Raw genomic sequence first — 18,280 nt, forward strand, 5'->3', positions numbered from 1 at the left:
CTCGTCACCTTTCCCCTCGTACGGCTAAGCGCGGGTTAAGACAGCCCTAAGACGGCGGCTCGTACCTCTGTTTACCGTCTACCGTTTCACCATATGGCTGACATCCTGCTGATTGAGGACGACGTGACGATCCGCACGGCGCTGAGCCGCGGGCTGCGGGATCTCGGCCACGCCGTCGCCTCCTCCCCCACCGCGCTCGACGGCCTGCGGCTGGCCGTGCAGGACCGGCCCGACCTGATCGTGCTCGATCTGGGGCTGCCCGACCTCGACGGCGCCGAGCTGCTGCGGATGCTGCGGGCGGTGAGCAAGGTGCCGGTCATCGTGGCGACCGCCCGCGACGGCGACGCCGAGATGGTGCCTGTGCTGGACGCGGGCGCGGACGACTACGTGGTCAAGCCGTACAGCGCGGCCCAGCTCGACGCCCGGATCAGGGCGGTGCTGCGGCGGGCCGGCGACCCGGCGCCGACGCCGCTCCAGGTCGGCGCGCTGCGCGTGGACCCGCGCGCCCGGCTGGCCGAGCTGGACGGCGCGGCGCTGGACCTGACGCCGCGCGAGTTCGACGTGCTGCACTACCTGGCGGCGCGCGCGGGCGAGGTCGTCACCAAGCGGGAGCTGCTGACCGAGGTGTGGCAGCTCCCGTACGGCGGCGCCGACAAGACCGTCGACGTGCACCTGTCGTGGCTGCGCAGGAAACTCGGCGAGACCGCCTCCGAGCCCCGTTACCTGCACACGGTGCGCGGCGTCGGGGTGAAGCTGGTCGAGCCGTCGTGAGGCGCTGGCTGGCGCTGCTGGTGGCGGCCACCACGTCGCTGGTGCTGATCGCGCTGCTGGTGCCGATGGCGCTGCTGATCCGTTCGGTGGCGGAGAACGGCGCGATGAGCCGCGCCACCGCCGCCGCCGAGTCGGTGGCCGTCTCGGTCGGCACGGCGGACCTGCCGCTGGCGGTCGAGCGCGTGGAGTGGCCCGTGACGGTGTTCCTGCCCGGCGGGCGCGTGATCGGCGAGGAGGCCCGGCGCACCGACGCCGTGGAGCTGGCGTCGACCGGCCGCAGCGTCACCGCCGAGTGCGACGACGGCAGGGAGGTGCTGGTCGCGGTGCAGTCGCCGGAAGGCACCGTGGTCATCAGGTCGTTCGTGAGCGACGCCGAGCTGATGCGCGGCGTCCGCGAGGCGTGGACGGCCCTGCTCGTGCTGGGGCTGGCGCTGGTCGTGCTGGGCATCGCCCTGGCCGACCGGCTGGCCAGGGCCATGACCGGGCCGATCGACGGGCTGGCCCGGGTGTCGCACCGGCTGGCCGGCGGCGACCTGGACGCGCGGGCGGAGCCGGGAGGGCCGACGGAGGTGCGGGCGGTCGCGCTGGCGCTGAACCACCTGGCCGGCCGCATCGGCGACCTGCTGGCGGCCGAGCGCGAGTCGGTGGCCGACCTGTCGCACCGCCTCCGTACGCCTCTGACGGGCCTCAGGCTGGACGTGGAGTCGCTGCGCGACCCCGAGGAGGCGGCGCGCGTGGGCGCCCGCGTGGACGCGCTGGAGCGCGCCGTCAGCGCGGTCATCACCGACGCCCGCCGCCGCTCGGCCGGGCGCGAGTCCTGCGACGCCACCGCCGTGGTGCGGGAGCGGGTGCGCTTCTGGTCGGTGCTCGCCGAGGACCAGGGGCGCGAGGTGGACGTCGCCCTGCCCGGCGGCGAGCTGCCCGTCGCGGCCGGCGCCGAGTCGCTGGCGGCGTGCGTGGACGCGCTGCTGGGCAACGTGTTCGCGCACACCCCCGAAGGGGCGTCCTTCTCGGTACGGCTCGCGCCGCATCCGAAGGGGGCCGAGCTCGTGGTCAGCGACACGGGCCCCGGATTCGACCCCGCCCTGCTCGCCCGGGGCAACAGCGGCGGCGGCTCGACCGGCCTGGGCCTGGACATCGCCCGCCGCACCGCCGAGTCCAGCGGGGGCGGCCTGGCCGTGTCGCCCGTGCCGTCCGGCGGCGCACGGGTTGAAGTGACGTTAGGGCGGCCTTAGCGCGGCATTACCGGCGACCGGGGTTTTCTTGAAGACATGCAGACCACTACGAAAATCATCGTCGCCAGCGCCGCCGCCATGGCCCTCGTGGCCGGCGGCTCCGCCGCCTTCGCCGCCTCCCAGGACTCCCTCGAAGGCCCCGCCTCCCAGAGCGTCGCCCAGACCGCCCCTCAGGTGACCGCCCAGCAGGCCATCGAGCTCGCCCTGAAGGAGGTGCCGGGCTCGTGGGTGTCGGAGGTCGACTTCGACGGCCGCGGCAAGAAGACGGACGTCTGGGAGGTCAAGACGATCAAGGGTGACGTCGAGCACGAGCTCGACATCGACGCCGCGTCGGGCAAGCTGCTCAAGCAGGAGACCGAGCGGGCCGACGACGATGACGACAGCGACGACGACTGACGCTCAGCACGAGTCGAGGATGCCGTCCATGGCGTCCTTCTCGGCCTTCGTCACCCAGAGCTCGTACTTGGCCTTGACGTCGATCTGACGGGCGATGTACGCGCAGCGGTAGGACCGGCGCGGCGGCAGCCATGTCGCCGCGTCGGAGTCGCTCTTCTGGCTGTTGAGCGGGCCGTCGACGGCGAGCAGGTTGAGCGGGTCGTTGGCGAACTCCTTGCGCTTGGCGTCCGACCACTGCTGGGCGCCCTTCTGCCAGGCGTCGGAGAGCGGGATCAGGTGGTCGATCTGGACCTTGCTGCTGGTGTCCTGGCCGCGCTTGAAGTTGATCGTCTCGCCGCCGTACGGGTCCTTCAGGACGCCGGTGAGGACGATGCAGTCGTGGGTGCCCTCCTTGAACGTCTCGTCGGTCAGGTCGCGCTTGAGAATGTCGTTACGGGTGTCGCAGCCGTTGCGGTCGACGTCCGCCCAGGCGGGGCCGAACTCGTCGCGGTCGAACCCGGTCTTCGGCGCCCGCCCCTTGACGGCCAGCTTCTCCAGCTTGCCGCGCGCGTCCTTGACGTCGACGTCGGACGAGGCTTTGCCGCCGTCCTCCGCCTGCTGTCCCAGTTGTGCTTCCAGCTCCCCGCACCCAGTGAGCATCACTACGGCGGCCAAACCCGCCAAGACCGCCCGAACACGCACTGCGACTCCCAGACTCGGCTATCGATCGTCTAGGTATATCAATTCCTCTTTGCCCGCGCTTTACCCCTCCAAGGCATCAATCAGCCACTCTCCGAGATAGTTCGCGTACGAGGAGCGAACGAAAATCCGGTACAAGTCGCCGTACCTCTGGAGGATCACCGGCGCCTTGCCGAGGACCGTCTGCGCGTGGCCGGTGAACACCCCCGGATGCAGGTCGATCGGGCACCCGGTGATCAGGACGTCCAGCGCCCCCGGACCGGTGAGCTCGATGACGGTCCGCTGCCCCGAGACGTCCACCCACCCAGGCCCCGGCTCAACCTCCCCGGCCACCAGCCACCACTCCGGCCCCAGCCGCATGCCCTTGCCCGGTTCCTCCCCCCGTACCTCCCACATCGGCACGAAGGGCACCTCCCGCACCCGCACCCGCCCACCACCCACCGCCGCGAACCGCTCCTTGAACCCCGCAGCCGGACTCTCCGCCCACATCCGCAGGACCGGAAAACCCCCGCCCCCGGACGACACCGTCCCTTCAGGTCTGGTGGGGGTGACCTCGGACGACACCGCCCCTCCAGGCGAACCGGAGGTGACCTCGGACGACACCACCCCCTGCGGTGAGACGGGGGTGACCTCGGACGACACCCTCCCTTGAGGTGAGACGGGGGTGACCTCGGACGACACCCTCCCTTGAGGTGAGACGGGGGTGACCTCGGACGGCACCGCCCCTTGAGGTGAGGAGGGAGTGGCCTCCGACGACACCACCCCTCCAGACGAGCCGGGAGTGACCTCGGACGACACCACCCCCTGAGGTGAGGCGGGGGTGATCTCGGACGGGGGGATTGCTTGGGGCGGGGGGTTCTGGGGGGTGGGGCCGCCGTCGCGGCGGTGGTTGTCCGGGTCGTAGAAGACCGGGGACACCACTCGCACGGGGATCGTCGTGTCGCCCGAGATGGCCGTCAGCCGGTCGCCGGGCGAGACGTTCCTGGCGAGCGCGAGGCTGATGGCGCGGCCGAGCGGGACGCTCGGGTAGCTGGAGGTGACGTGTCCGAGCATGACCCCGTCGGCGACGAGCTGGGCGCCCTCCTCCACGAACGCCGACGGATCCTCCGTCAGCAGGCCCACCAGCCGCTTGCGGTCCGTCCGGGAGGTGTCCGGCCGCGTGTGGGAGCGCTTGCCGACGAAGTCCGGCTTGCGCCCGGACACGATCCACGACATGCCGAGGTCCTGCGGGGTCACCGTGCCGTCGGTGTCCTGGCCGACGATCGGGAACCCCTTCTCGGCCCGCAGCACGTGCATGGTCTCGGTCCCGTACGGAACGGCGCCGAGGTCCAGCACCGCCTCCCAGAGCGCCCGCCCGTGGTGCCAGGGCACGTTCACCTCGTACGCGAGCTCACCCGAGAAGCTGATCCTGAAGACCCGGCCGGGCACGCCGAGCACGGTGGCGTCGGTGTAGCGCATGAACGCCAGGCCGACCGCCTCAGGGGCGACGGCGGCGATGACCCTCCCGGCCAGAGGGCCGGCCACGGCTACGGTGGCCCAGTGGTCCGTCACCGAGGTGAACCGCACGTCCAGGGACGGCCACTCGGTCTGGTGCCACTCCTCCAGCCAGTCGAGCACGGCGGCGGCGTTGCCGGTGGTGGTGGTCATCAGGTAGTGGTGCTCGCCCAGCCGGGTGGTGGTGCCGTCGTCGAACACCATGCCGTCGGCGGTGCACATCAGCCCGTAGCGGCAGGCGCCGATGGCGAGCGTGGAGTACATGTTGGTGTAGATCCGGTCCAGGAACGCGCCCGCGTCCGCGCCCCGGATGTCGATCTTGCCCAGGGTGGAGGCGTCCATCGCGGCCACGGCGGTGCGGGCGGCCTCGCACTCGCGCCGCACGGCCTCGCGCATGGTCTCGCCGCTGAGCGGGAAGTACCAGGGCCGCTTCCACTGGCCGACGTCCTCGAACACCGCTCCCCTGGCGACGTGCGCGCCGTGCATGGCGGTGGTCCTGGCGGGGTCGGACAGCGGTCCCCGGTCGCGGCCGGCCAGGGTGGCGAACGACACGGGCGTGTACGGGGGACGGAACGTGGTGACGCCGACCTGGCCGGGGGCGGCGCCGAGTAGCTCGGACAGCACGCCGACGACCAGTGCGCCGGAGGTCTTGCCCTGGTCGGCGCCGGTGCTCGCGGTGGTGAACCGTTTGACGTGCTCGACCGAGCGCATCCCGGCCCCGGTGGCCCTGGCCACGTCGGCGACAGTGACGTCCCGCTGGAGGTCCACGAACGCCGTGGGGTCGGGATCCAGCTCACCCCAGTACGCGGCGGGCGGCCGTAGAGCCTCCTCGTCCGACACCGGGACCCGTAACCCGGCGACACGACCGTGAGCCTCGGCGCCCGCCCGGTAGCCGTCCTCGATGGCCTGCGCTGTGCCGTACAACCCGCGGCAGGCGCCCGCGGGGCTCACGGCCTGCGCGGGCTCGCCGGGCACGAACGCGCGCAAAGTCTCGTCGAACCACAGCCTGCCCTGTGACTGGCTGAACAGGTGCACGGCCGGGTTCCAGCCGCCCGCCACGGCCAGCAGGTCGGCCTCCACGCGCCGGTCGGCGATCAGGACGGCCGCGAGCGTCCCGTCGTCCCCGGCAACGGTGCCGGTGACGCGCCCTGCCAGGGCGCCGGAGAGACCCTCCGGGCGGGGGTCCACGACGGCGGCGATCTCCACCCCGGCCGCCGCCAGGTCGCGGGCGGCTTCGTACCCGGAGTCCGCGCACGCGTACACGACCGCGCGGGCGCCGGGACGTACCCCGTACCGGTTGGCGTACGTGCGCGCGGCGGCGGCGAGCATGACGCCGGGCAGGTCGTTGCCGGGGAACGGCAGGGACCGCTCGTGCGCGCCGGTGGCCAGCACGACGCGGCCCGCGCGGAAGTGCCACAGCCGCTCGCCGAGCGGGCGGCGCTCGACGGCGACCACGTAGCCGTGGTCGTAGAAGCCGGTCGCGGTCGTCCTGGTGAGGACCCGCACCTCGGGCAGCGCGGCCAGGCGCGACTCGGCGGCGGCCACCCAGCCGAGCGCGGGCGCGCCGTCGAGCAGGACGCGGCTGCCCAGCAGGTCGCCGCCGAGCCTCGGCTGGTCGTCGACCAGGATGACCCGCAGGCCGGACTCCCCGGCGGCGAGCGCGGCGGCCAGCCCGGCGGGGCCGCCGCCCACGACGAGCACCTCGCAGTGCAGGTAGCCCTTGTCGTGGCGGCGATCGTCCACGGCGCCGGGGTCGAGCCGGCCCTTGCCGCGCAGGCTCCACGCCTCCAGGCCCGCGTGCAGCTCGACCGTGGTGGCGGCCAGCATCGGGTCGGCGCCGACCCGTACCAGCGCGTTCGGCTCCTCCGGCCCGGCGGTGAAGATCCCGCGCGGCCGGCCCAGGTTCACGCTGTGCCCGGCCACGCGCACGCCCGAGGCCAGCAGCGCGGAGGCGAGCGTGTCGCCGGGGTGGCCGTGCAGCTGCCGTCCGTCGAAGCGGAAGGGCAGCGTGACGGAGCGGTCGATCAGACCGCCGGACGGCAGACGGCTCATGGCGCCTTCCGGATCTCGTGGGTGACGGTGTGCCGTTCGACGGTGAACCAGGTGCGGCAGCCGAGCCCGTGGAACCAGCGCTCGCGGAACCAGCCTCTGGGGTTGTCGCGCATGAACACGTACTCGGCCCACTCGGCGTCGGACAGCTCGCCGGGCGCCTCCGGGTAGGCGATCCCGGCCTGACCGCCGTAGTGGAACTCGTTCTCGTCGCGGGGGCCGCAGAACGGGCAGTCGATGAGCATCATCAGTGCGCCACCGCCGCCGCGCCGTGCTCGTCGATGAGCGCCCCGCTGGTGAACCGGTCGAGCGCGAACGGCCCGGCCAGCGGATGGGGTTCGCCCTCGGCGATCGTGTGCGCGTAGACCCAGCCGGAGCCCGGCGTGGCCTTGAAGCCGCCGGTCCCCCAGCCCGCGTTGACGTACAGGCCGTCGACCGGGGTGCGGCCGATGATCGGGGAGGCGTCCGGCGACACGTCCACGATGCCCGCCCAGGTGCGCAGCACCCGCGCCCTGGCGAAGATCGGGAACAGCTCCAGCGCCGCCGCCATCTGCGCCTCGACGACGTGGAAGGCGCCGCGCTGGCCGTAGGAGTTGTACGCGTCGATGCCGGCGCCCATCACCAGCTCCCCCTTGTGCGCCTGGCTGACGTACACGTGCACGGCGTTCGACATGACCACGCAGTCGAGCACCGGCTCCAGCAGCTCCGACACCAGTGCCTGCAGCGGGTGCGACTGCAGCGGCAGCCGGATCCCGGCCCCGGCCGCGAGCACGGAGGTGTGCCCGGCGGCGGCGAGCGCGACCTTCCCGGCGGCGATCCGGCCGCGCGTGGTCTCGACGGCCAGCACCCGGCCGCGCTCGATCGCGAAGCCGGTCACCTCGCAGCCCTGGATGAGGTCGATGCCGTACGCGTCGGCCCGGCGGGCCAGCGCCCAGGCCACGTGGTCGTGCTTGGCGATGCCGCCGCGCCGCTGGAGCGTGCCGCCCAGGACGGGGTAGCGGGCCCGGCTCGACACGTTGACGATCGGGCAGAACTTCCCGACCTCGTCGGCGTCGAGCCATTCGGCGTCCACGCCGTTGAGCCGGTTGGCGTTCACCCGCCGCCTGGCCTCGCGCACGTCGCCGAGGTTGTGCGCGAGGTTGAGCACGCCGCGCTGGCTGAACTGCAGGTCGTAGTCGAGCTCGTCGCTCAGCCCCTCCCACAGCTTCAGCGAGTGCTCGTAGATGGCGGCGCTCTCGTCCCACAGGTAGTTGGAGCGGATGATCGTGGTGTTGCGCGCCATGTTGCCGCCCGCGAGCCAGCCCTTCTCCAGGACGGCCACGTTCGTGATGCCGTGGTTGCGCGCCAGGTAGTAGGCGGTGGCCAGGCCGTGGCCGCCGCCGCCGACGATGACGACGTCGTAGGCGGGTTTCGGATCGGGGTCGCGCCAGAGGAAGTCGGGATGGGTCACCGTCGGATCTTCTCCATCTTCGGGTCGAACAACGGCTCGGCGGCGACCTCGGCGGGCACGCGCCGGCCGAAGTACGTGACGTCCACCTGGGTGCCGGGCTCGGCCAGCTCGGCGGGCAGCCAGGCGTAGGCGATCGGCGCCCGTATCGTGTGGCCGTGGGCGGCGCTGGTGACGTACCCGACGGTGCGGCCCTGGTGCCTGACCGGCTCCTTGCCCATGACGACCTCGGCGGTCAGCAGCGGCACCAGCTTGCGGGTGACGTCCGTGGACAGCGCGTCGCGGCCGACGAAGTCCTTGCCGGTCTTGACCGCGAACCCCAGCCCCGCCTCGTACGGGTCGTGCTCGGGTGTCATGTCGACCCCCCACAGCCGGTAGCCCTTCTCCAGGCGGAGGCTGTTGAACGCGGCCCGCCCGCCGGCGACCGGCAGGCCGGTCGCCCACAGCGTGTCCCACAGCTTGAGCCCGAGGTCGGCGGTGGTGTAGAGCTCCCAGCCCAGCTCGCCCACGTACGAGACGCGCATCGCGGTCACCGGCACGTGGCCGACGTAACCGGTCTTGCAGGTGAAGTAGCGGAAGCCCTCGTGGGACATGTCCAGGTCGGTGAGCGGCTGCACCAGCTCCCTGGCGCGCGGCCCCCACACGCCGACGCAGCAGGTGCCGGGCGTGATGTCGCGCACGTACACGCCGCCGGGCGCGTGGCGGGTGATCCAGTCGAGGTCCAGGTTGCCGTTGGCGCCGATCTGGAACCGGTCCTCCTCGATCCTGGCCACGGTGAGGTCGGAGCGGATGCCGCCGCCGGTGTCCAGCAGGAGCGTGTACGTGACCGAGCCGGGCTTCTTGTCCACGTCGTTGGTGGTCAGCCGCTGCAGGAACGCCGCCGCCTTCGGGCCGCCGACCTCGATCCGCTTGAGCGGGGTCATGTCGTAGAGCGCGACGCTCTCGCGGGTGGCGTGCGACTCGGCCGCGGCGATCGGCGACCAGTAGCGGCCCGCCCACGCGTCCCGGCGGCCGAGGAACGCCTCGTCGCCGGGGAGGTCGTCCAGCAGCGGACGGTTGGCCTCGAACCAGTGCGGCCGCTCCCAGCCCGCGCCCTCCAGGAAGAAGCCGCCCAGCTCGCGCTGCCGGACGTGGAACGGGCTGGTGCGCATCGGCCGCGGCGCCTCCATCGGCTGCAGCGGGTGGATGACGTCGTACACCTCGACGAAGTTCCGCGCGCCGCGCTCGGCGACGAAGGCCGGGGAGAGCTGGACCGGCTCGAACCGGCTCAGCTCGCACTCGTGCAGGTCGGTCGCGGACACGCCGTCCACCAGCAGCTCGGCCACCGCCCTGGCGACCCCGGCCGAGTGCGTCACCCAGACGGCCTCGGCCAGCCAGAACCCCTCCAGGTGCGGCGCCTCGCCGATCAGCGGGAAGCCGTCGGGGGTGAACGAGAAGACGCCGTTGATGCCGTCCTCGTACGTGGTCCCGGCCAGCGGCGGCAGCAGTTCGCACGCGTCCCGCCAGGCGGGGTCGAAGTCCTCTTCGGTGAACGCCTGCACCGACGGCATCGTGGTGCCCTTGGGCCCGATCTCGTGCTGGGCGACGGGCATCGGGCGGTGGGCGTACGAGCCGACGCCGACGCGGTCGCCGTGGTGCCGGAAGTAGAGGTCGCGGTCCTGGTGGCGGAGGATGGGCCCGATGCCCGGGCTGCCGGCCAGCGGGCCCGATCTGGCGTACTGGTGGGCCAGCGGCTGCAGCGGCACGGTCAGCCCGGCCAGCTCGCCGATCGACGGCCCCCAGAACCCAGCCGCGCACACCACCACGTCCGCCTCGATGACCCGGTGCTCGACGACCCCGTGCTCGACGTCGGACTCGACCGCCACGCCGGTGACCCGGCCGCCGTGCTGCTCGACGCCCACCACCGTGTGCCCGCCCAGGAACCGCGCGCCGCGCTCCGACGCCCGCCGCGCCTGCGTCTCGCAGCAGCGGACGGCGACGGCCAGCCCGTCGGACGGCACGTGGAAGCCGCCGAGCACCTTGCCCGGGTCGAGCAGCGGCCACAGCTCGGCGCAGGCGGCGGGGTCGACCAGGCGGCTCTCCACGCCCCAGGACTCGGCCCAGCCGTGCTTACGGTGCAGGTCCTGCCAGCGTTCCTCGGTGGTCGCCACCTCCAGACCGCCGACCTGCTCGAAACAGCCCAGCTCGGTGTACTTGCGCACGGTGTACGAGGCGAACTCGGTCATGGTCTTGGACGGGTTCGTCTGGAAGACCAGGCCCGGCGCGTGGGAGCTGGAGCCGCCGGTGGCGGGGAGCGGCCCCCGGTCGACGACCGTGACGTCGGTCCATCCGCGTGCGGTCAGTTCGTCGGCCAGGGCACAGCCCACGATGCCGGCTCCTATGATCACCAATCGAGGCCGGCTCGTCATGCACCCTCCGGTTGTTCCTTAATACGCAACACGTACCGGACTACGCAACGAACATAAAGCCCAGCGATCGGCAGGACAAGAGCGTCTCTCAGCAGAGACGGACCGTCTCGTCTCCTGCTAGGATCGGCCCGTGCAGCGCAGAACCACACCTGACACGGGCCGCCGCAGCGAGGCCTCCCGCCGCGCCATCCTCGACGCCGCCTTCGCGCTGGCGGGCGAGGTCGGCTACGCCAAGCTCAGCATCGAGGGCATCGCCGCCCGCGCGGGCGTCGGCAAGCAGACGATCTACCGCTGGTGGCCGTCCAAGGGCGCGGTGCTCTTCGACGCCGTGCTGAGCCTGACCGAGGGGCGGGAGGGCGCGGAGGGCACGGCGCTGCCCGACACCGGCGACCTGGAGGCCGACCTCAAGCTGGTGCTGCGCGCCACCGTCGACGAGTTCGCCGACCCGGCCTACGACCGGCCGCTGCGCGCGCTCTCCATCGAGATCACGAACGACCCCGCGCTGGCCGCCCTCTACGCCGAGCGCCTGGAGAGGCCGATGAACGAGCTGAAGAAGGCCCGCCTGCGCGCCGCCCAGGAGGCCGGGCAGCTGCCCGCGGATCTCGACCTGGACGTGGCGGTCGACCTGATCTGGAGCCCGCTGCTGAGCCGCTGGCTGCACCGCTCCGGCCCGCTCACCCACGCCTACGCCGACGCCGTGGTCGAGACGGCGCTGCGCGGCCTCTACGCGCGCTGACCGGCGCGTCAGGTGATGAGCACGCCGCCGTCGACCGGCAGCGCGACGCCGGTGATGTAGGAGGCCGCGTCGCTCGCCAGGAACACCGCCGCCGCCACGAGCTCGGCCGGGTCGCCCGCCCGGCCCATCGGCACCCGCTGCTCCAGGACCCGCTCCAGATAGCCGGGCGGGTACTGATCGGTCATCTCGGAGGCGAAGAACCCCGGCACCAGGCAGTTGACCCGGATGCCGCGCCGCCCGGTCCACTGCTGCGCGAGGTCTCTGGTGAGGCCCTCCACGCCCGCCTTGGACGCGCTGTAGGCGGCCTGCGGGAGCCCGGCGGTGGTGCCGCCGAGCACGCTGCCGATGTTGACCACCGACGAGCCGGGCCGCATCACCCGCGCGCACGCCTGCGCCATCCAGTAGGTGCCGAGCAGGTTGACGTCGATCACCTGCCGGAACTCCTCCGGCGTCTCGCGCAGCGCGGGCACGGCGGTGCCGACCCCGGCGTTGTTGATCAGCACGTCGACCGCGCCGAACTCGGCCATCGCGGCCTCGGCCAGCGCGCCGCAGTCTTCGGCCCTGGCCACGTCGGTGGCCACGGCCAGGCACCGGCGACCGGTCTCCTCGACCAGCCGCCGCGTCTCTCCCAGCCGGTCGGCGCGGCGAGCGCCGATCACGACGTCGGCCCCGGCCTCGGCGAACCCTCTGGCGAAGGCCACGCCGAGCCCCGAGGACGCGCCGGTGACGATGGCGACCTTGCCGTCGAGCCCGAAACGCCGCAGCATGACTAGAGTCCGTACTCCTTGACGATGCGCTCGTGCCGCTCGACCTCGACGTCGACCTCGCGGGCCAGGTCGAGCCAGGCCAGCGGGTGGGACCAGCGCTCCGTGGCGTCGTCGAGCAGGGCGTCGACCTCGACCGGCGAGACGCCGGGCGGCACCGCCACCCAGCCGAACACACCGGGGAGCTGCTCGCCGCTCGTCGGGTGGTTGACCTGGTAGTTCTCGTCGCTGTAGACCCACATGGGCCAGCCGCGCTCGGCCATGACCTCGGTGAACTCGGCCCAGTCGCTCTCGCTCGGCGCGGCGCCGTCGAAGAAGTAGCTCGTGTAGCCGCCCGGCCGCAGGATGCTCACCGCCGCGAACGGCGGCACGAAGTTCTGCTGCTCCTCGGGGTCTTCGGGGAGCGGCTCCAGCAGCTGCGGGTCGAACACCACGAGGTCGCCGGCGTTGTAGTCCATGCCGCGCGGCTGCGGCAGCGCCAGCCGGGCGGTGGCGGGGCCGGTGCGGATGGACAGCACCTGGCGGCGGCCGCCGTCGGGCGCGGGGAGGATGACCCGGATCAGGCCCATCTCCTCCTCGATCGGCCCTTCGGTGGACTTGATCGGCATGCCGATCCTGGCGGCGCCCTTGCGGACGGCCGCCCAGTCCTCGGCCGCCGTGGCCATGACGATCATGCGCCAGACGTCCTCGTCGGCGAGCTCGTCGAGCACCTCCAGCAGCGCCTTGGCGCCCTTGACGTTGTCGTCGAGCTGCTGGGCGGCGGTGGCGACGATGCGGCGGGCGTCGACCCCGGCGCCGGCGGCTACGGCGTGCTCGGCGTTGTCGAGGGCCTCGGGCCAGCGCTCGCGGGCAGTGTGGAGGCGGGCCAGCGCGAGGTGCTTGGCGGCGTGCGGCAGCATGCCGGCCAGCTGCTCAAGGCGCTCGTCCTGGCGGGCCTCGATGAGGAGCGTGGTGAGGTAGCCGATGTCGTCGGGCTCGGCCGTGGCGATGTCGCCGGAGTCGACGAGCATCTTCCAGTAGATGTCGGCGCCGGACGCGGGGTAGCCGAGGAAGCCGAGGGTGGTGGTGTGGCGGCGGGTGGCCTCGAGGTCCTCGCCGGACAGCGGGGCGAGCCAGCCGATCCAGCGCTCGGGGTCGGCGTTGTAACCGTCGGCGGCGTCGAAGTAGGCGACGCGCTCCTCCAGCGGGCCGGGCGCCTCGGGCTCGGCGGTGGCGTCGGCGGCGGCGCGCAGCGCGGCGACGCGCTCGGCCACGCCGGCGTCGGCGCGCAGCTCGGCGGCGGCGGACTCGGCCAGGTCGGCCAGCGCCCTGGCCTGCCAGACGCCCTGCCGGGCGACGGCCAGGTCGCCCGCCACGAGGGCGAGCTCGACGCGGGAGCGGTAGCCGCCCATCATGCCGAAGTAGTCGATCCACTGGCGCAGCACGCGGCCGAGCTGCCAGGTGTTGGTGATCTGGGCGGAGCCGGAGAGCTTGTAGACGGCCTGGGCCCACTCGACGAACACCCGCGGGTGCTCGCCCACCACGTCGAGGTCGGGCAGCGCGTCGACGGCCTCGGCGAGGCGGTCGAGCTGCGCCAGGACGAGCGCGCGGCGCACGCCGTCGCGGTGGTCCTTGGCGACCGGGTCGTCGGCCTGGAAGCCGGCGGCGGCCTGCAGCGCGGTGAGCGCGTCCTCGGCGCGGCCCGCGGCGAGGAGCGCGCGGGCGCTCTCGGCGCCGAGCTCCCAGCTCGCCTCGCGGCCGGCGGCACGCAGCCGCTCGACGGCGGACTCGATGGAGGTGACGGCCTCCCCGGCGCGGCCGGCGTCGACGAGCGCGGCGGCGTACTGGGTCACCAGGCCGGAGAAGGCGGGCCCGGCGGGGTCGGCGCTCTCGATGGCCGGGGCCAGCAGCTCCAGCCGCCGGTCGGCGTAGCCGGGGCCGTCGGTGTTGGCCCACGCCACGGCGAGCGCCTCGACGGCCGCCGGGGTGGCCGGGCAGTCGCGGACGTCTTCGCGCTGGGCGAACGCGAGCAGCTGCTCGGCGTCCTCGATCGCGACCGCGCCCTGGACGCGGTCGCCGATGCGGCCGACGAGGTGCCAGTAGCGGGAGTAGAACTCCAGCCAGGGCTGCCCCAGGGCCTCCGCCTGCTGAGCGATGGCCGGGGCCATCACGTCGAGCTGCGGATATCGCCCTTCGTAGGCCTGCGCGGGCAGGTCTCCCAGAGCCATGGCGAGGCCCACGTTGCCCGCCTCGGAAAGCTGCTGCTGGGTTTCGCCGACCCACGCCCAGATGTCCACGTCCATGGGCAGTCAGTCTGCCAGGTCAACGAGCGTCCCCCAAACGCAGAAGCGCGATGAGCTCGTCCGATTCGTCATCGTTTAGCACGGAAAATACCGGTGCCATCAGGTCGTCGGTGGCGTCCTCGGCGGCGGCCCGGCGTGCGACGACGTCAGGTCCGGGGGTCGGATAGGGCTCCGGCCACTGGAAGAACTGGGCGATCATCTCGCCGCTCCGGTGGCCGAACGGCGTCGCGTCGTGGTCGGCGGCCAGCGTGGCCTCCAGAGGGCTCAGCCCGGCCGCGAGCACCGCGTTGGCGTGCAGCCCGCCCCGCAGCTCGCGGACCACGTGCATGAGCTGGACGGCCCGCGCGGGCGGATCGCCGGCGAGCGGCACGGCCCGCCACCCGGCGAACAGCGGCGCCCCGACCGGTGAGGCCGCCTCGACGACCTTCTCCAGCAGCTCGGCGATCCTGGCGCAGCCGTCGTAGCCGCCGAGCTTGCGCCGCCCCCAGTCCTGGCAGGCCCCGGCGGCCAGCTCGACGGCCTGGTCCACGGGCATCTTGCGGCCGCCCTCCCAGCTCTGCCTGACGTGCTCGGGCGGGAAGAAGACGGCCACCGAGGTGACCACGTCGGCCTCGCACTCGCCGAGCACCCCGCAGCGGCCGCGGAAGTAGAACTCGCGAGGCCCCAGGCCGTGCTCGTCGCAGACGGCCTTGGCCTCGCGGGAGATCATGAAGCCGCCGCCGTACTGCCCGATGGGCGCCTTGACCTGGACGGCTGTGGTGCGCGGGTCTGCCATCTCCACCCCTCTCGGTTCGGGAAACAGACCCAGCATCCCCTAGGAGAACATCATTCTGCAAGCATCAGCTCGCCGGAGGCCACGATGACCGCCGGGCCCCGCAGATAGCTGGTCTCCTCGTCGAGCACCACGGTGAGCGTGCCGCCCGTCACCTCGATCGTCCACGTGCCGGTGGTCTCGCCGGACAGCGCGGCGGCCGCGACCGCGGTGGCGACCGCGCCGGTGCCGCAGGAACGGGTCTCGCCGGAGCCCCGCTCGAAGACCCGCATCACCGCGCGGCTGGGGCCGACCGCGTTGAACAACTCGATGTTGACGCCGGCCGGGAACACCGCGGGGTCGAAGGTGGGCTGGTGGGTGAGGTCGAGCTGGACGACCGGGTCGCCGATCGAGCAGGCGAGGTGCGGGTTGCCCACGTCGACGTGGACGCCCTCGTACTCGTGGCCGCCCACCGTGGTGACGCTGGAGCCCAGCACGGCGGGCTTGCCCATCTCGACGGTGATCTCACCGTCAGGCTCCACCCGGACCAGGCGGGTGCCGCCCCGGGTCGCGATGGCGAACTCGCCCGGACCCTCCAGCCCCGCGTCGACCAGGTAGCGGGCGAAGACCCGGCTGCCGTTGCCGCACATCTCGGCCATGCCGCCGTCGGCGTTGCGATAGTCCATGAACCACTCGGCCTGCTGCCCCGCCACCTCGGGAACCTGCTTGGTGCGCACCACGCGGAGCACGCCGTCGGCCCCGACACCGGCCCGCCTGTCGCAGATGCGGGCCACGAGTGTGGCGGGCAGGTCGAGCTCGCCATCGGGATCGGGAAGGATGACGAAGTCGTTCTCGGTGCCGTGCCCCTTGAGAAAGCGCATTACCCGATTTTATCCGGACTACTGTCCGGCTATCAGCGCCAGGGACCGGTCGAGCAGGCCGGGGTCGTCGTACGGGAGCCAGCGCACCCGCGGATCGCGCCGGAACCACGACTCCTGCCGCCTCGCGAACCGCCGCGTCGCCCGCACCGTCTCGGCGAACGCCTCCTCCTCGCTCCACTCCCCTTCCAGGTAGCGGATCACCTGGGCGTAGCCGAGCGCCCGGCCGGCCGTGCGGCCCTCGGCCAGGCCCCGCCCGAGCAGCTCGCGCACCTCGCCGACCAGCCCCGCCGCCCACATCCGCCCGACCCTGGTCTCGATCCGCTCGTCGAGCACCGGCCTGGGCACCTCCAGCCCGATCTGCACGCTGGGGTAGATGGCCTCGTAGGAAGGCATGGTGGCGGAGAACGGCCGGCCGGAGTGCTCGATCACCTCCAGCGCCCGCACGATGCGCCGGCCGTTGCTCGGCAGGATCGCCGCGGCGGCGGCCGGGTCGAGCTCGCGCAGCCGCGCGTACAGCGGCCCGGCGCCGCGCTCGGCCAGCTCGGCCTCCAGGCGGGCCCTGATCTCCGGGTCGGTGCCGGGGAACTCCAGGTCGTCGATGGCCGCGCGCACGTAGAGCCCGCTGCCGCCCACCAGCACCGGCACGGCGATGGCCTCGATCAGCGGCCTGACCAGCTTCTGGTACTCGGCCACGCTGGCCGTGACCGTCACGTCCCAGACGTCGAGCAGGTGGTGGGGCACGCCGCGCCGCTCGGCCTCGGTGAGCTTGGCGGTGCCGATGTCCATGCCGCGGTAGAGCTGCATGGAGTCGGCGTTGACGCACTCCCCGCCCAGCCGCAGCGCGAGATCGACGGCGAGGTCTGACTTACCGGCCGCGGTGGGCCCCACGACGGCGATGACTGGGTGACGCACGCCTACCAGTGTGGCCTGCCCAGGTCAGCGGTCGCGCCCGGCACCACGTCACAGGTCGAGCAGCGTGGGCTGCAGGTAGCCCTCGTGGGTGAGCAGCCAGCGCTTGGTCTCGACGCCGACCCCGCCGCTGAACCCGCCCAGCCCGTTGCCCGCGACCACCCGGTGGCACGGCACCACGATCGGCAGCGGGTTGGACCCCATGATCGAGCCGATCCCGCGCGCGGGCACGCCGGTGCCGCTGCGCGCCGCCAGCTCACCGTAGGTCACCGCGGTGCCGTACGGGACCTCGTACAGGGCCTGCAGCACCTCGCGCCGCACGCCCGACGTCAGCCGCCAGTCGATCGGCGTCTCGAACCGCCGCGAAGCACCGGTGAAATAACCACTCAGCTCCTCGACCACGGAACCCGTACGATCCGGGTCATGGACCTCAGGCAGGCCGAGGCGGTCGCGCATCCGGTCACGGACGCCCCACCCCGACGCCACCAGCCCGTCCTCGGTGACGGCCAGCACGAAGGGCCCGACCGGCGTCGGCACCTCCGCGAACGCGACGGTGGTCGTCATGTCGTCTCGTGAACTCGTCATCCTCGGCACCTCCAGCGCGGTCCCCACCCGACACCGTAACCACAACGGCTACCTGTTGCGCTGGGACGGACAGGGTTATCTGTTCGATCCCGGCGAGGGGACCCAGCGGCAGATGCTGCACGCAGGGGTGAGCGCCAGTGACGTCCACTGGATCTGCCTGACGCACTTCCACGGCGACCACTGCCTGGGCGTGCCGGGCGTGATCCAGCGCATCGCGCGCGACAGGGTGCGCCACCCGGTGCGGGCCGTCTTCCCCGCCTCCGGCGCTGACTACTGGCGCAGGCTGCGGCACGCCGCCGTGTTCGCCGACACCGCCGTCATCGAGGAGCACCCGGTCTCCGGCGAGCTGGCCTCCACCGGCCCGCTGACCGCCCGCCGCCTGTCCCACCCGGTCGAGTCGTACGGATACCGCGTCCAGGAGCCGCCCGGCGTGCGCATGCTGCCCGAGCGGCTGGCCGCCCACGGCATCCGCGGGCCCGAGGTGGGCGAGCTGCAGCGCACCGGCTCGGTGCGCGGCGTGACGCTGGCCCGGTGCAGCGTGCCGAAGCCGGGCCAGGCCGCGGCGTTCGTCATGGACACCCGGCTGTGCGACGCGGTGTTCGAGCTGGCCGACGGGGTCGACCTGCTCGTCATCGAGGCCACGTTCCTGTCGGGCGAGCAGGCGCTGGCCAAGGAGTACGGGCACCTGACCGCGTTCGAGGCGGGGCTGGTGGCCGCCCAAGCGGGGGTGCGGCGGCTGGTGCTCACGCACTTCTCCGAGCGCTACACGTTCGCGGACGAGCCCGTTTTCCTGGGAGAGGTGCGGCGCTCCTTCGACGGGGAGGTCTTCCTGGCGCGCGACCTGATGCGGGTCCCGGTGCCGCGGCGCCGCCGCTGACACGCTCTCGTCCTGTG

Annotated in this window: 16 protein-coding genes; 5 read left to right on the forward strand and 11 right to left on the reverse strand. The window is 72.9% G+C overall.

Annotated elements, in window-relative coordinates; all coding sequences use genetic code 11:
* Nucleotides 1-93 precede the first annotated feature (93 nt).
* From KME79_RS09690 to KME79_RS09700, 3 genes are read left to right on the forward strand one after another with little or no spacing between them, the layout of a single operon-like run.
* Nucleotides 94-771, forward strand: coding sequence for a response regulator transcription factor (locus KME79_RS09690; protein ID WP_219544144.1), 678 nt, complete (start codon nt 94-96; stop codon nt 769-771).
* Nucleotides 768-2,006 (forward strand): sensor histidine kinase, encoded by a 1,239-nt coding sequence (locus tag KME79_RS09695; RefSeq protein ID WP_219544145.1) that lies wholly within the window; start codon nt 768-770, stop codon nt 2,004-2,006. Before KME79_RS09690 ends, KME79_RS09695 begins: the two co-directional genes overlap by 4 nt.
* Before the next feature lie 36 nt (nt 2,007-2,042).
* On the forward strand, nt 2,043-2,402 hold the full coding sequence (locus tag KME79_RS09700; protein ID WP_148033524.1) for a PepSY domain-containing protein: 360 nt from the start codon (nt 2,043-2,045) through the stop codon (nt 2,400-2,402).
* Nucleotides 2,403-2,405: 3 nt separating this feature from the next.
* On the opposite strand, the gene KME79_RS09705 is transcribed toward KME79_RS09700, so the two are convergent.
* From KME79_RS09705 to KME79_RS09730, 5 genes are all read right to left on the reverse strand, one after another.
* Complete coding sequence (locus KME79_RS09705) at nt 2,406-3,041, reverse strand: HNH endonuclease family protein (protein WP_219544146.1); 636 nt, start codon at nt 3,039-3,041, stop codon at nt 2,406-2,408.
* A gap of 102 nt (nt 3,042-3,143) precedes the next feature.
* Nucleotides 3,144-6,626, reverse strand: coding sequence for a 2Fe-2S iron-sulfur cluster-binding protein (locus KME79_RS09715; RefSeq protein ID WP_308248853.1), 3,483 nt, complete (start codon nt 6,624-6,626; stop codon nt 3,144-3,146).
* Nucleotides 6,623-6,871 carry a sarcosine oxidase subunit delta gene (locus tag KME79_RS09720; RefSeq protein WP_148033525.1) on the reverse strand — a complete coding sequence of 83 codons (249 nt, stop codon included), beginning with the start codon at nt 6,869-6,871 and terminating at the stop codon, nt 6,623-6,625. Before KME79_RS09720 ends, KME79_RS09715 begins: the two co-directional genes overlap by 4 nt.
* On the reverse strand, nt 6,871-8,073 hold the full coding sequence (locus KME79_RS09725; RefSeq protein ID WP_219544147.1) for a sarcosine oxidase subunit beta family protein: 1,203 nt from the start codon (nt 8,071-8,073) through the stop codon (nt 6,871-6,873). Before KME79_RS09725 ends, KME79_RS09720 begins: the two co-directional genes overlap by 1 nt.
* Nucleotides 8,070-10,478: a GcvT family protein gene (locus tag KME79_RS09730; protein WP_219544148.1), complete on the reverse strand. Its 2,409-nt coding sequence runs from the start codon at nt 10,476-10,478 to the stop codon at nt 8,070-8,072. The genes KME79_RS09725 and KME79_RS09730 overlap by 4 nt, the downstream gene beginning before the upstream one ends.
* A gap of 130 nt (nt 10,479-10,608) precedes the next feature.
* Between KME79_RS09730 and KME79_RS09735 the strand changes: the two genes are divergently transcribed.
* Nucleotides 10,609-11,214, forward strand: a complete 606-nt coding sequence (locus KME79_RS09735; protein ID WP_219544149.1) for a TetR/AcrR family transcriptional regulator — start codon at nt 10,609-10,611, stop codon at nt 11,212-11,214.
* Between the two features lie 8 nt (nt 11,215-11,222).
* Here the strand turns inward: KME79_RS09735 and KME79_RS09740 are convergent, their stop codons facing one another.
* From KME79_RS09740 to KME79_RS09765, 6 genes are read right to left on the reverse strand one after another with little or no spacing between them, the layout of a single operon-like run.
* Nucleotides 11,223-11,981 (reverse strand): SDR family NAD(P)-dependent oxidoreductase, encoded by a 759-nt coding sequence (locus KME79_RS09740; protein ID WP_148033529.1) that lies wholly within the window; start codon nt 11,979-11,981, stop codon nt 11,223-11,225.
* Nucleotides 11,982-11,983: 2 nt separating this feature from the next.
* Entirely contained in the window at nt 11,984-14,260 is a 2,277-nt protein-coding gene (locus tag KME79_RS09745) for a tetratricopeptide repeat protein (protein WP_219544150.1), read from the reverse strand.
* 19 nt (nt 14,261-14,279) lie between these two features.
* On the reverse strand, nt 14,280-15,035 hold the full coding sequence (locus tag KME79_RS09750) for an SCO6745 family protein (RefSeq protein ID WP_246639585.1): 756 nt from the start codon (nt 15,033-15,035) through the stop codon (nt 14,280-14,282).
* Nucleotides 15,036-15,085: 50 nt separating this feature from the next.
* The gene (gene dapF / locus KME79_RS09755) at nt 15,086-15,892 is read right to left on the reverse strand and encodes a diaminopimelate epimerase (protein ID WP_148033531.1); all 807 of its coding nucleotides are present in this window, start codon (nt 15,890-15,892) and stop codon (nt 15,086-15,088) included.
* 18 nt (nt 15,893-15,910) lie between these two features.
* Nucleotides 15,911-16,804 carry a tRNA (adenosine(37)-N6)-dimethylallyltransferase MiaA gene (gene miaA / locus KME79_RS09760; protein WP_219544151.1) on the reverse strand — a complete coding sequence of 298 codons (894 nt, stop codon included), beginning with the start codon at nt 16,802-16,804 and terminating at the stop codon, nt 15,911-15,913.
* A 48-nt stretch (nt 16,805-16,852) separates the two neighbouring features.
* Entirely contained in the window at nt 16,853-17,386 is a 534-nt protein-coding gene (locus KME79_RS09765) for a methylated-DNA--[protein]-cysteine S-methyltransferase (RefSeq protein WP_246639586.1), read from the reverse strand.
* Between KME79_RS09765 and KME79_RS09770 the strand changes: the two genes are divergently transcribed.
* Nucleotides 17,364-18,263: a ribonuclease Z gene (locus KME79_RS09770; protein WP_219544152.1), complete on the forward strand. Its 900-nt coding sequence runs from the start codon at nt 17,364-17,366 to the stop codon at nt 18,261-18,263. The genes KME79_RS09765 and KME79_RS09770 overlap by 23 nt on opposite strands.
* Nucleotides 18,264-18,280 lie beyond the last annotated feature (17 nt).

It is taken from the genome of Nonomuraea harbinensis (assembly GCF_019396385.1).
Taxonomy (GTDB): Bacteria; Actinomycetota; Actinomycetes; order Streptosporangiales; family Streptosporangiaceae; genus Nonomuraea; species Nonomuraea ferruginea.